Source organism: Chelatococcus caeni (genome assembly GCF_014196925.1).
Classification (GTDB): domain Bacteria; phylum Pseudomonadota; class Alphaproteobacteria; order Rhizobiales; family Beijerinckiaceae; genus Chelatococcus_A; species Chelatococcus_A caeni.
The window spans coordinates 1,122,721-1,135,177 of sequence record NZ_JACIEN010000001.1 but is presented as its reverse complement, the minus strand read 5'-3'; the positions used below and the strand labels follow the sequence as shown (position 1 = coordinate 1,135,177).

Below are 12,457 nucleotides of genomic sequence, written 5' to 3'. Positions count from 1 at the left end.
GACGTCCCCTCTCCGGCATGGCGGGACGGACGAATTTAGCAAGCTATCGGTCCGGCACGAAAGGTGCGCCGAGCGAACCCGGGGCGCCGGTGTCGCGCCGCCGGCCGAGCGAGAGGACGACGAGCGCGACGATCGTCGCAAGATACGGCAGGGCCGACAGCGCCTGGGACGGGATGCCGATCGCCGCCGCCTGCGCATGGAGCTGCAGCACCGTCGCCGCCCCGAAGAGATAGGCGCCGAACAAGGCCCAGTCGGGCCGCCAGGCGGCGAAGACGACGAGCGCGACCGCGATCCAGCCGCGCCCGGAGGTCATGCCCGGCGACCAGAAGCGTGTGTAGACGAGCGAAAGATAGGCCCCCGCGAGACCGGCGCAGGCGCCGCCGAAGAGGATGGCGAGCAGGCGCACCCGCAGCACCGGCAGGCCGAGGGAATGGGCCGAGGTCTGGTTCTCGCCCACCGCCCGCAGGAGAAGGCCCTTGCGGGTGCGGAACAGGAACCAGCCGACGCCGAGGCACAAGAGGAGCGAGGCGTAGACGAAGGCGTCCTGGCCGAAGAACAGGCGCCCGACGAGCGGCAGGTCCGTGAGGCCCGGGATGTGCAGATGCGTGATGGGATCACGCCGGGCACCGATGAAGGGCGCACCGATGAGCCCGGACAGGCCGAGGCCGAAGATGGTCAGCGCCAGGCCCGAGGCGACCTGGTTGGCGGCGAGGCCGAGCACGGCGAAGGCGAAGAGCGCCGCCGTCAGGCCACCGGCGAGGATGCCGCAGAGGACGCCGAGAAGGGTCGAATCGAACAGGATGGCGCCCGCGAAGCCGCAGGCCGCGCCCATCGCCATCATGCCCTCGACGCCGAGGTTGAGGACGCCGGACCGCTCGGTGACAAGCTCTCCGAGCGCCGCGATGAGGAGCGGCGTCGAGGCCGTGACGATGGTGAGGAGAATGGCCTCGACGATGCTCATGCCGCCCTCCCGGCCGCCTGTGCCGGCGCCCCGCGCACGAGCCGCACGCGATAGGTGACGAGCGCGTCGGCACCCAGGACGCAGAACAGCAGGATGCCCTGGAAGGTGCGCGTAAGGTCGAACGGCAGGCGCAGCGTGATCTGCGCCGCCTCGCCGCCGATGAAGGTCAGGGCCATGACGAGGCCGGCGAGCAGGATGCCGAAGGGGTTGAGGCGCCCGAGGAAGGCGACGATGATCGCCGTGAAGCCGTAGCCCGGCGAGATCGACGGCTTCAGCTGGCCGATCTGGCCAGCGACCTCGACGATGCCGGCAAGCCCGGCGAGGCCGCCGGAAATGGCGAAGACGATGAAGGTCGTGCGCGGCTCGCTGAAGCCGGAAAAGCGTGCGGCGCGAGGCGCTTCGCCCGTGACCCTGAGGCGGTAGCCGAAGATGGTGTGGCCCATCACGACAAAGGCGACGACGACGGCGACGAGCGCCATGAGGATGCCGACATGCAGGCGCCCCCCGTCGGTGAGGAAGGGCAGCGTCGCCGCCTCGTCGAAGGTGACGGACTGGGGGAAGTTGAAGCCCTTGGGATCGCGCCAGGGCCCGCGCACCAGATAGTCGAGGATCAGCTCGGCCACGTAGACGAGCATCAGGCTGGTCAGGATCTCGCTGACGCCGAAGCGCGCGCGCAGGAAGGCGGGCACGCTCGCCCAGGCCATGCCGCCGAGCGTGCCGAGCAGCAGCATCGCCGGCAGCACCCAGGCGCCCGCCTCCGTGCCGTGCGTGGCGAGCGCGACGGTGCTGCCGCAGATGGCGCCGACGACGAACTGGCCCTCGGCGCCGATGTTCCACAGGTTGGCCCGGAAGCAGAAGGACAGGCCGACGGCGATGAGCACCAGCGGCGTCGCCTTCACCACCATCTCCTGCAGCGCCCACGGGTCGGACAAGGGCTGCAGCACATAAACGTCGAGCGCGGCGAGCGGCGAGCGGCCCATGGCCGCGACGACGACGCCGCCGAGCAGGAAGGCGGCGGCCAGCGCCAGCACGGGCGCCAGGAGCCGCGCGATGGCCGAGGGCGCCTGGCGCTGCTGCAGCTCAATGCGCATGGACGGTCCCCTTCGGTGCCGCGGCGCCCGTCATGAGCAGGCCGACCGTCTCGCGGGTGAGGTCGCCTGTCGCCTCCGGCGCGCTCAGTTCGCCGGCGTGGATGACGGCGATGCGGTCGGCCATCTCGAACAATTCGTCGAGATCCTGGCTGATGATGAGGACGGCGCTGCCACTGCGGGCGAGATCGACCAGCGCCTGGCGGATGAGCGCGGCGGCGCCCGCATCCACGCCCCAGGTGGGCTGGTTGACGACGAGCACGCCCGGCTCGCGCAGGATCTCGCGGCCGACGACGAATTTCTGCAGATTGCCGCCGGAAAGGGTGCGGGCGCGCGGGTCCGCGCCCTCCTTGCGCACGTCGAAAGTCTCGATGATGCGCGTCGCCAGCGCCCGCGTCGCATCGGCGAGCACGAAGCCGCGCGAGACGAGGCCGCCGGTGCCATGGCGCGAGAGCAGGGTGTTCTCCGCGAGGCGGTGATCGGGCACCGCACCGTGGCCGAGCCGCTCCTCCGGCACGAAGGCGGCGCCCAGCCGCCGCCGCTCGGTCACGCCGAGATGCCCGACGGGCTTGCCATCGATGGCGACAACGTCTGGTCCATGGGCGAGGCGCTCGCCGGAGAGGGCCGCGAAAAGCTCCCCCTGGCCGTTGCCGGCAACCCCGGCGATGCCGAGGACCTCGCCCGCCCGCACGGCAAGCTCGATGTCTCGCAGCGCCTGGCCGTGCGCCTTCTCTGAGGCGAGCGAGAGGCCGCGTACGACGAGCCGCGGCGCCCCTTCGGCGGCACCACGCCCGGCGACCACGTCGTGCAGGGCGGTGCCGACCATCAGGCCGGCGATCTCGCGGGCGCTGACGGCGCGCGGGTCGATGGTGGCGACGACGCGGCCGGCGCGCAGGATCGTGGCCGAGGAGCACAGCCGCCGCACCTCCTCGAGGCGATGCGAGATGTAGAGGATGGCGCAGCCGCTCGCCGCCAGGCGCTCCAGCGTCACGAACAGCCGGTCCGCCTCCTGCGGCGTCAGCACCGAGGTCGGCTCGTCGAGCACGATCAGCCGCGGGTCCTGCAGCAGGCAGCGGATGATCTCGATGCGCTGGCGCTCGCCGGCCGAGAGCGTCCACACCGGCCGGTCGAGGTCGACGGACAGGCCGTACTGGCCCGACACGTCCCGCGCCTTCGCGGCAACCTCGGCGAGCGACAGATCAGGCGGCATGGCGGCGGCGATGTTCTCCGCCACCGTCAGGTTCTCGAACAGCGAGAAATGCTGGAAGACCATGCCGATGCCGAGGGAGCGCGCCTCCTGCGGCCCGGCGAGGCGCACCGGCTCGCCGCGCCAGCGGATCTCGCCCTCCGTCGGCTCGAGCAGGCCGTAGAGGATCTTGACGAGCGTCGACTTGCCGGCGCCGTTCTCGCCGAGCAGGGCATGGATTTCCCCCGCCCGGATGGCGAGGTCGATGTGGTCGTTGGCAACGAGCGAGCCAAAGACCTTGGTGATGCCGTGCATGGCGATGAGCGGCGGCCCCGTCTCATCCGCCCCCGCGCCCGCTGTTGCGCCCAACTCCGTCACGCCGCCCTGCCCCGTATCTCGCCCCGCCCGAGGAGGCAGGATCCGTGCCAATGAAGCTCTACTCAGGCAGGAGCACCGTCGCCCCGGTCGTCTGCCGCGCCTCGAGGCGGCGGTGCGCCTCGGCCGCCTCGGCGAGCGGCATGCGGGTGTGGATCGGGATCTTGACGACACCGCTCTCGACCACATGGAAGAGATCGTTGCTCATCTCGACCACGTCCTCGTGCGTGGCCAGATGCGTGAACAGCGTCGGCCGGGTGGCGAAGAGCGAGCCCTTCTGCGCCAGGAGCAGGATGTCGAAGGCCTCGATGGGCCCCGAGGCCGAGCCGAAGCTGACGAAATAGCCGAAGCGGCGCAGGCAATCGAGCGAGCCCGGGAAGGTCGCCTTGCCGACGCCGTCATAGACGACGTGGCAGCCCTCGCCGCCCGTGATCTCCTTCACCCGCGCGACGAAGTCCTCCTTGCGGTAGTCGATGACGTGGTCGCAGCCGTTCTGCCGTGCGAGCTCGGCCTTGTCCGGCGAGCCGGCGGTGCCGATGACCGTCGCGCCGAGGTGCTTCGCCCACTGGGTCAGGATGAGGCCGACACCACCCGCCGCCGCATGGACGAGGATGGTGTGGCCGGCCTCGACCCGGAAGGTGCGGCGCAGCAGATATTGCGCCGTCAGGCCCTTCAGCATCATGGCCGCGCCCGTCTCGAAGTCGATGGCGCCGGGCAGGTGCACCAGGAAATGGGCCGGCACGATCCGCTCCTCGGCGTAGGAGCCGAGCGTCGCGGCATAGGCGACGCGGTCGCCCGGAGCGAAATCGCCGACGCCCTCGCCCACCGCCACCACCTCGCCTGCCCCTTCGTTGCCGGGCGTGAACGGCAGGCCCGGCGGCTTGTAGGCGCCGGTGCGGAAATAGACGTCGATAAAGTTGAGGCCGATCGCCATGTTGCGCACGCGGACCTCGCCGGGACCCGGCTGGCCAATGTCGACGTCCTCATAGGCGAGCACCTCTGGCCCGCCGTGGCGGTGAATGCGGATTGCTTTCACGGCTTCCATCCCTCGTGTTGCATTGCATGTTAGATATGCAATGCCGTCGTAGGCAATGCGGCTCCCGGCTTATATACTACAAATACATTTTGTAATTTGCGTCAGGGCCAAACCCCATGCTTCAGCAGGCAAAAACGTCATCGAGACCGTCTCCGAGGCCGTCTCCCAGCCTGCGGGACCTGTTCACGCCCAAGCTCGTCACCGTGCTGCGCGAGGGCTACGGCCTGCCGCAGCTGCGCGCCGACGCGCTGGCGGGCCTGACCGTCGCCATCGTCGCCCTGCCCCTGTCGATGGCGATCGCCATCGCCTGCGGGGTGAGCCCCGACAAGGGCCTCGCCACCGCCATCATCGGCGGCTTTCTCATCTCCGCCTTCGGCGGCAGCCGTTTCCAGATCGGCGGTCCTGCCGGCGCCTTCATCGTGCTCGTGGCCGCCACCATCGAGCGCCACGGCTATGACGGCTTCCTGCTCGCCACGATGATCGCCGGCCTCGTGCTCGTCCTCATCGGCTTTCTTCGGCTCGGGACCTACATCAAGTACATCCCGCATCCGGTGACGGTCGGCTTCAGCGCCGGCATCGCCGTCATCATCCTGGCGAGCCAGTTCAAGGAGCTCCTCGGCCTGACGCTGGCCGGGCCCGAGCCTGCGGCCCTCCTGCCGAAGGTCGAGGCGCTGTGGCAGGTGCGCGAGACGGCGAGCGGGGCGACCATCGCCCTCGCCGTCGCCTCGATCGGCCTCATCATCCTCGTGCGCCGCATCGATGCGCGGCTGCCGGCCTTCCTCATCGTGGTGCTTGCGGCCACCCTCGCCTCCTGGGCCTTCGGCCTGCCGGTCGAGACCATCGGCTCGCGCTTCGGCGAGGTGCCGCGCGGCCTGCCGGCACCGAGCATGCCGGCCCTGTCGCTCGACAAGGTGCTCACCGTCCTGCCGGATGCGCTGGCGCTCGCGCTGCTCGGCGGCATCGAATCGCTCCTGTCGGCGGTGGTCGCCGACGGCATGACGGGGCGGCGCCACCGCTCGAACTGCGAGCTCGTGGCGCAGGGCATCGCCAACATCGCCTCGCCGCTCTTCGGCGGCCTCACCGCGACGGGCACCATCGCCCGCACGGCGACGAACGTGCGCGCCGGGGCTGTCGGGCCCGTCTCCGGCATGCTGCACGCGCTCTTCCTGCTCGTCTTCATGCTGGTGGCGGCACCGCTCGCCGCCTATGTGCCGCTGGCGGCGCTCGGGGCCGTGCTCGCCGTGGTGGCCTGGAACATGGCCGAGCGGCACGCCTTCGCGTCGATCCTCACCCGGTCGCGCGGCGAGGCCGTGGTGCTGCTCGCCACCTTCCTCCTCACCGTCTTCCGCGACCTGACGGAGGGCATCGCCGTCGGCGTCGTGCTCGGCAGCTTCCTCTTCATGCACCGCATGGGCGAGCTCGTCGCCGTGGAGCGGCACGCCTCGCTCGGCATGGAGGACGAGGCGGATGCGCCGGCCGGCGCAAGGGAGGTCTACGACAGCGGCCGCGTCGCCGATCCGGACATCGTCGTCTACGGCATCGCCGGTCCGCTCTTCTTCGGCGCCGCCGGCAATGTCGGCGCCATCCTCGAGCGCATCGGCAGCCGTCCCAAGGCGCTGGTGCTCGACCTGTCGGAGGTGCCCTTCGCCGATTCGACGGCGGCCCGCGCGCTCCTGTCGATCGCTCAGGAGACGACGCGGCGCGGGGCCCGGCTCTATATTGCCGGCGCCAGCTCCTCCGTCAGGAGGGTGCTGGCGCATGAGGGGCTGAAGGTGCCGCTCGTGCGCTATGCCGCCAGCGTTGCGGCGGCGCGCGACGCGGCGAGCCGGGCGCTCGCCACGCTCTGATCAGGCCTCCCCGCGCCCCCTGGCGTGCTTGCGCCGCTTGCGGCCGGCCATGACGTTGATCGCCTCGACCGCCGCGGCGAAGGCCATGGCCGAATAGATGTAGCCGCGCGGGATATGGATCTCGCCGCCCTCGGCCACCAGCGACACGCCGATGAGGATGAGGAAGGACAGCGCCAGCATCTTCGTGGTCGGATGATGGGCGATGAAGCGGCTGACGGGGCCGGAGGCCGCATACATCACCGCCATGGCGATGACGACGGCGATGATCATGATCGACACGTCCTGCGCCATGCCGATGGCCGTGACGATGGAATCGACCGAGAAGACGAGGTCGATGACCGTGATCTGCGCCACGGCCGCCGTGAAGGCGCCGGGCGCCGTGCCGCGCCGCTCGGTTTCGTCCGGGCCTTCCATCTCGGCATGGATCTCGTGGGTGGCCTTGGCGATGAGAAAGGCGCCACCGGCGATGAGGATGATGTCGCGCCACGAGAAGCCGTTGCCGAGGATGGTGAAGACCGGCTCCGTCAGGCGCATGATGGCCGTGAGCGCGAAGAGCAGGGCCACGCGGAAGACGAGCGCGAGCAGGAGGCCGATGCGGCGGGCCCGCTCCGCCTGGTCGCGCGGCAGCTTCGACACCAGCACGGAGATGAATACGACATTGTCGATGCCGAGCACGATCTCCATGGCCGAGAGCGTGACGAGCGCGGCCCAGCCGGCGGGATTGGCCACCCATTCGAACATGCGTGTGAGCTCCGTCGGGATGAGGCACTGCCGGGCAGGAAAGCATGGCCCGGAAGCCGCGACAATCCTGCTGCAGTGGCATGCGGCAGCCGGCCCTCTGGCATCAGCGCCCACCTTGCGGTAGCCCAGAGACGGAGTTGCGGCGCAAGGCGCAGCAGAGCTGGAGGAGTGCGATGGCGAAACGGAAAGCCCCGGCGGCGGATGCCGATGTCATCGTCGTCGGCCCCGGCCCGGCCGGCCTCGCCCTCGCCATCGCATTGGCGCAGGAAGGCCTCCGCACCACGCTCGTCGGCGAGGTGCGCACGGCGCGCGACGGACGCACGGTGGCGCTGCTCGATGCCTCCATCCGCCTGCTCGACGCCATCGGCGCCTGGCACGGCCTGCAGATGCAGGCGGCCCCCATGGCGCACATGCGCCTCGTCGATGCGACGGACAACCTCTTCCGCCCGCCGCCGGTGACCTTCAACGCCGGCGAGATCGGCCTCGACGCCTTCGGCTACAACATCGAGAACGCGACGCTGGTCGCGGGCCTTGCCGCCCTCGCCGACAACACCCGTGGGCTCGCGCGCGTGGCCGCGTCCGCCACCGCCTTCACGGCCGGTGCCGACTTCGCCGAAGTGAGCCTGGACGACGGCCGCATCCTCCGGGCGCCCCTCGTCGTGGCGGCCGACGGACGCAACTCGCGCATGCGGGCCGACGCGGGCATCGACATCCGCGAATGGTCCTATCCGCAGACGGCGCTGACCGCGATCCTCGCGCACAGCCGCGACCACCGCGACACCTCGACGGAGTTCCACACCCGCTCGGGGCCCTTCACGCTGGTGCCGCTGCCGGGGCTGCGCTCCAGCCTCGTGTGGGTGTGCAGCCCCGAGCAGGCGGAGACGCTCGCGGCGCGCGACGACGAAGGCTTCGCGCTCGCCGTCGAGCGGCAGGCGCGGTCCATGCTCGGGCGCATGCGCGTCGAGGGCGGGCGCGGGCGCGTGCCGATGAGCGGCCTTTCGGTCGCGCGTTTCACCGCCGATCGCATCGCCGTCGCCGGCGAGGCGGCCCACGTCTTTCCGCCCATCGGCGCGCAGGGCCTCAACCTCGGCATGCGGGACGTCGCCAATCTGCGCGATGCCGTGGTCGATGCGCGCACGCGCGGCCTCGACATCGGCAGCCCGGAAGCCCTCGGAGCCTACGAACGCGGCCGGCGGCTCGACGTGCGCCTCAGGACGACGGGCGTCGACGCGCTGAACCGGACGCTGCTCGCGCATTTCCTCCCGGCCGACCTCCTGCGCGGGGCCGGCCTCATCGCGCTCGATCTCATCGGGCCGCTGCGCCGCTTCGTCATGCGCGAGGGGCTCGCCCCGCACGCCCGCCTGCCGCGGCTGATGTCCCGCGCCGGGGCCGCCGACCCGCTATTGTGACCCGGGCTCGAGCGCCGGCACCGGGCGCGGCTCGCCGCGGGCGCGGCGCAGCTGCGGGTCGATGGGCACGGCGGCGAGCGGAATGCGGCTGCCGTCGGGCGTCGCCGCGGTCGCTCCCATGAGGCCGCGAGCGGTGAAATGCGGGTCGCGCACCGCCTCGTCGAGGCTCGCCACGACCGTGCAGCAGCAGTCGAGCGGGGTAAGCCGCCGATGCCACTCGTCCGCGTCCTGCGCGGCGATGCGCTCGGCGATCGCCGCACGCGTCGCCGCCGGATCGCGCCGGTCGTCCCGGAGGGCCTCCGGCAGGTCGAGCGCGCCGCAGAAGGTGTCCCAGAACTTCTGTTCCAGGGCCCCCACGGCGAGGAAGCGCCCGTCGCGGGTGGCATAGAGGCCGTAGCGCGGCGAGCCGCCGGCGAGGACATTCTCCCCCGCCCCCGGAAAGCGGCCGGTGGCGTGACCCTGGGCGAGGCCGTACCAGGCGAAGGTGAACATGGCGTCGCTCATGGCGATGTCGAGATGCATGCCCTCGCCGGTGAGGTCGCGCTGGCGCAGGGCAAGGAGGATGTTGAGCACCGCCGGCAGCGAGCCGCCGCCGATGTCGGCCGCCAGCATCGGCGGCACCGTCGGGCTCCGCGTCGTGCCGGGGCTGAGCGACAGGAGCCCCGCCACGGCGGCATAGTTGAGGTCGTGGCCCGCCTCCTGCGCCCGCGGCCCCTCCTGCCCGAAGCCGGTGATGGAGCAATAGACGAGGCGCGGGTTGATGACCTTCAGCGCCTCGTAGCCGAGGCCGAGCTTCGCCATGACGCCCGGGCGGAACTGCTCGACGAGGATATCCGCCCGCTCGACGAGGGGGCGCAGCGCCGCCCGCTGGTCAGGGTCCTTCAGGTCGAGGGCGATACTGCGCTTGCCGGCGTTGAGGACGGCGAAGGGCGCCGAAGTCTCGCCGAGCCGCGGCGGGAAGTGCCGCATGTCGTCGCCCTGCGGCTTTTCCACCTTGATCACCTCGGCCCCGGCCTCGGCAAGCATCAGGGTCGCCAGCGGCCCCGGCAGCAGGGTCGAGAAATCGAGGACGACGAGGCCCTCGAGCGGCAGATGCGCCATATATTGCCCCTCACGACGGAAACAGATCGTGAGGCATCCTGCCCGTCTTGATGAGCCAGAGAAAGCCCGTCAGCGTCACCATGGAGGTGACGGTGCCGACGAGGATGGCCGCCGAGGCGCGTTCCAGGCCGATGCGGTACTGCGTCGACAGGACGAAGATGTTGAGGGCCGGCGGCAGCGCCGCCATCAGCACCGCCGCATAGACCCAGACCGGATCGAAATCGCCGAAGGCCGAAAGAACCACCCAGACCAGCAGCGGGTGGATGATGAGCTTGACGACGACGTGGGCTGGCACCTCGAGCGGCAGGCGCCCGAGCGGCCTGAGCGCCACCGTCACCCCGAGGATGAAGAGCGCGCAGGGCGCGGCCGCCCCGGCGAGCCAGGTCACCATCTTGTCGGCGAAGTCCGGCAGCGTGAGCCTGAAATAGCTCGCCGCGACGCCGGCGGCGGTGGCGAGGTTGAACGGGTGCGTCACCACCCGCCAGACCACGGCCCGCGTCGTCTCGGCGAAGCTGCGCTTGTCGGCGCCGCCGATGGTCATCAGGAACGGCACGAGCGTGAAGAGCAGGATGTTGTCGAAGACGAAGATCAGCGCCACCGGAGCGCTCGCTCCGCTGCCGAGGGCGGCGAGCACGAGCGGCGGCCCCATGTAGCCGATGTTGGAATAGGCGCCCGCGAGCCCGCGCAGGGTCGCCTGCGAGATGTCGCCGCGCGACGTCGCCATTCCCGTCGAGAACGAGATCGCAAAGGCGCTGAAGGTGCACAGGGTCGTCGCCGCGATGAAGGGCCAGTTGGCGAGCTCCTCGATCGGCGTGTTGACGATGAGCCGGTAGAACAGCGGCGGCAGCGCGACGTAGATGAGGAAGAACTGCATCCACGCGAGCCCGCCCTCGGGAATATGGACCCGCTTGCCGCAATAGAAGCCGAGCGCGATGAGCCCGAAGAAGGGCGCAACGAGGCTGATCAGCGCGGCAAGGTCCGTCATCGAGGGCTCCCGGCGGGCGGCGTGGCGCCCGCCCCGAGGCTCAAGGCATAACGTGCGGGGCCGGCAGCACAACCGCCGCAGGCGCAGGGGCCCCATGCACGGGAAGCCCCGCGCTGGCCGGCGTCGGGCGGGAGAAGCGACCGGCCCACCTTCGTTCATTCGCCCTCCGGCCAATGGACGACGCGGTGCAACTGGTATCTATTGCACTGCAGCATGAATGCCGGGAACCGGCGATCCGAGGGGTGGAGACGACATGAAACTGCCGCGCAACTTCTATCGCCCGCTGGCGCTCGGCGCGCCGCAGCCCTTCCGGGAGCTGCCGACGCGGCTCGAGCGGATGATCCATTTCATCCCGCCGCACATCGAGAAGGTGCGCGCCAAGGTGCCCGAGATCGTCGGCGAGGTGGACGTGCTGCTCGGCAACCTCGAGGATGCCATCCCCGCCGATGCCAAGGAGGCCGCGCGCACCGGCTTCATCGAACTGGCCGAGCGCTGCGATTTCGGGACGACGGGCCTGTGGGTGCGCATTAACGCCCTCAACAGCCCCTGGATGCTCGACGACGTCATGGCCATCGTCGCGACCGTGGGGCAGAAGCTCGACGTCGTGATGCTGCCGAAGGTGGAAGGCCCGTGGGACATCCACTACCTCGACCAGCTGCTCGCCCAGCTCGAGGCGCGGCACGGCATCGGCCGGCCCATCCTGATCCACGCCATCCTGGAGACGGCGGAAGGCGTCAAGAACGTCGACGACATCGCCGCCGCCTCCCCGCGCCTCCACGGCATGAGCCTCGGCCCGGCGGACCTTGCCGCCTCCCGCGGCATGAAGACCACGCGCGTCGGCGGCGGCCATCCGGACTACCGGGTGCTCGCCGACCGCGGGGAAGAAGGCGCCGAGCGGGCCAGCGCCCAGCAGGACCCCTGGCACTACACCATCGCCCGCATAGTCGATGCCTGCCAGGCCAACGGGCTCAAGGCCTTCTACGGCCCCTTCGGCGACTTTTCAGACGAGGCGGCCTGCGAGAGCCAGTTCCGCAACGCCTTCCTGCTCGGCTGCGCGGGGGCATGGTCGCTGCACCCGTCGCAGATCGCCATCGCCAAGCGGGTGTTCAGCCCCGATGCGAAGGAAGTCGCCTTCGCGCAGCGCATCCTCGCGGCGATGCCGGACGGCACCGGCGCCGTGATGATCGACGGCAAGATGCAGGACGACGCCACCTGGAAGCAGGCCAAGGTGATCGTCGATCTCGCGCGTGCGGTCGCCGACAAGGACCCCGACCGGCGTGCGCTCTACAATTTGTGAAAAAACCGCATTGCTGCCGAAAGTTAGCCATTGCTGCACCGCGTTGACGGCGCCTGCCCCCCTCTATATGTCCTAGGAGACGGGACAGAAAGCACCATGAAGACGCGTTCAGCAAAGTTCGGCATCGGCCAGGTCGTGCGGCACCGGATCTATCCCTTCCGGGGCGTGGTCTTCGATGTCGACCCGACCTTCGACAATACCGAGGAATGGTGGCTCGCCATTCCCGAGGGGCAGCGTCCTGCCAAGGACCAGCCCTTCTATCACCTGTTCGCCGAGAACGACGAGACGGAATACATCGCCTATGTCTCGGAGCAGAACCTCGAGCCCGACCACTCGCAGGAGCCGATACGCCATCCGCAGGTCGACGAGATCTTCGAGCGCACGGCCGAGGGCAACTACCGGGTGCGGTACAGCTTCGACAACTAGGCCGA

Annotated in this window: 11 protein-coding genes; 4 read left to right on the top strand and 7 right to left on the bottom strand. The window is 70.3% G+C overall.

Annotation, left to right across the window (positions count from 1 at the left end):
* Positions 1-43: 43 nt before the first annotated feature.
* From GGR16_RS05455 to GGR16_RS05440, 4 genes are all read right to left on the bottom strand, one after another.
* Positions 44-961 carry an ABC transporter permease gene (locus tag GGR16_RS05455; protein ID WP_183315922.1) on the bottom strand — a complete coding sequence of 306 codons (918 nt, stop codon included), beginning with the start codon at positions 959-961 and terminating at the stop codon, positions 44-46.
* Positions 958-2,052 (bottom strand): ABC transporter permease, encoded by a 1,095-nt coding sequence (locus GGR16_RS05450; RefSeq protein ID WP_019403293.1) that lies wholly within the window; start codon positions 2,050-2,052, stop codon positions 958-960. The genes GGR16_RS05455 and GGR16_RS05450 overlap by 4 nt, the downstream gene beginning before the upstream one ends.
* Positions 2,042-3,550, bottom strand: coding sequence for an ABC transporter ATP-binding protein (locus GGR16_RS05445; RefSeq protein ID WP_183316352.1), 1,509 nt, complete (start codon positions 3,548-3,550; stop codon positions 2,042-2,044). The genes GGR16_RS05450 and GGR16_RS05445 overlap by 11 nt, the downstream gene beginning before the upstream one ends.
* A 121-nt stretch (positions 3,551-3,671) precedes the next feature.
* Positions 3,672-4,646, bottom strand: a complete 975-nt coding sequence (locus GGR16_RS05440) for a quinone oxidoreductase family protein (protein ID WP_026015325.1) — start codon at positions 4,644-4,646, stop codon at positions 3,672-3,674.
* Positions 4,647-4,762: 116 nt separating this feature from the next.
* Between GGR16_RS05440 and GGR16_RS05435 the strand changes: the two genes are divergently transcribed.
* Positions 4,763-6,493, top strand: coding sequence for a SulP family inorganic anion transporter (locus GGR16_RS05435; RefSeq protein WP_210289413.1), 1,731 nt, complete (start codon positions 4,763-4,765; stop codon positions 6,491-6,493).
* Here GGR16_RS05435 and GGR16_RS05430 read toward each other — a convergent pair whose 3' ends face one another.
* Positions 6,494-7,234 (bottom strand): TerC family protein, encoded by a 741-nt coding sequence (locus GGR16_RS05430; protein ID WP_183315921.1) that lies wholly within the window; start codon positions 7,232-7,234, stop codon positions 6,494-6,496.
* Between the two features lie 173 nt (positions 7,235-7,407).
* On the opposite strand from GGR16_RS05430, the gene GGR16_RS05425 reads away from it, so the two are divergent.
* Positions 7,408-8,643 (top strand): UbiH/UbiF family hydroxylase, encoded by a 1,236-nt coding sequence (locus tag GGR16_RS05425; RefSeq protein WP_183315920.1) that lies wholly within the window; start codon positions 7,408-7,410, stop codon positions 8,641-8,643.
* Here GGR16_RS05425 and GGR16_RS05420 read toward each other — a convergent pair.
* Together GGR16_RS05420 and GGR16_RS05415 are read right to left on the bottom strand one after the other, a co-directional pair.
* The gene (locus GGR16_RS05420; protein ID WP_053193908.1) at positions 8,635-9,744 is read right to left on the bottom strand and encodes a CaiB/BaiF CoA transferase family protein; all 1,110 of its coding nucleotides are present in this window, start codon (positions 9,742-9,744) and stop codon (positions 8,635-8,637) included. The two genes, GGR16_RS05425 and GGR16_RS05420, sit on opposite strands and share 9 nt — an antisense overlap.
* Before the next feature lie 10 nt (positions 9,745-9,754).
* The gene (locus GGR16_RS05415) at positions 9,755-10,729 is read right to left on the bottom strand and encodes an AEC family transporter (RefSeq protein WP_053193905.1); all 975 of its coding nucleotides are present in this window, start codon (positions 10,727-10,729) and stop codon (positions 9,755-9,757) included.
* 253 nt (positions 10,730-10,982) lie between these two features.
* On the opposite strand from GGR16_RS05415, the gene GGR16_RS05410 reads away from it, so the two are divergent.
* Positions 10,983-12,026: an HpcH/HpaI aldolase/citrate lyase family protein gene (locus tag GGR16_RS05410; protein ID WP_183315919.1), complete on the top strand. Its 1,044-nt coding sequence runs from the start codon at positions 10,983-10,985 to the stop codon at positions 12,024-12,026.
* Positions 12,027-12,122: 96 nt separating this feature from the next.
* Positions 12,123-12,452: a heat shock protein HspQ gene (hspQ, locus tag GGR16_RS05405; protein ID WP_019402715.1), complete on the top strand. Its 330-nt coding sequence runs from the start codon at positions 12,123-12,125 to the stop codon at positions 12,450-12,452.
* Positions 12,453-12,457 lie beyond the last annotated feature (5 nt).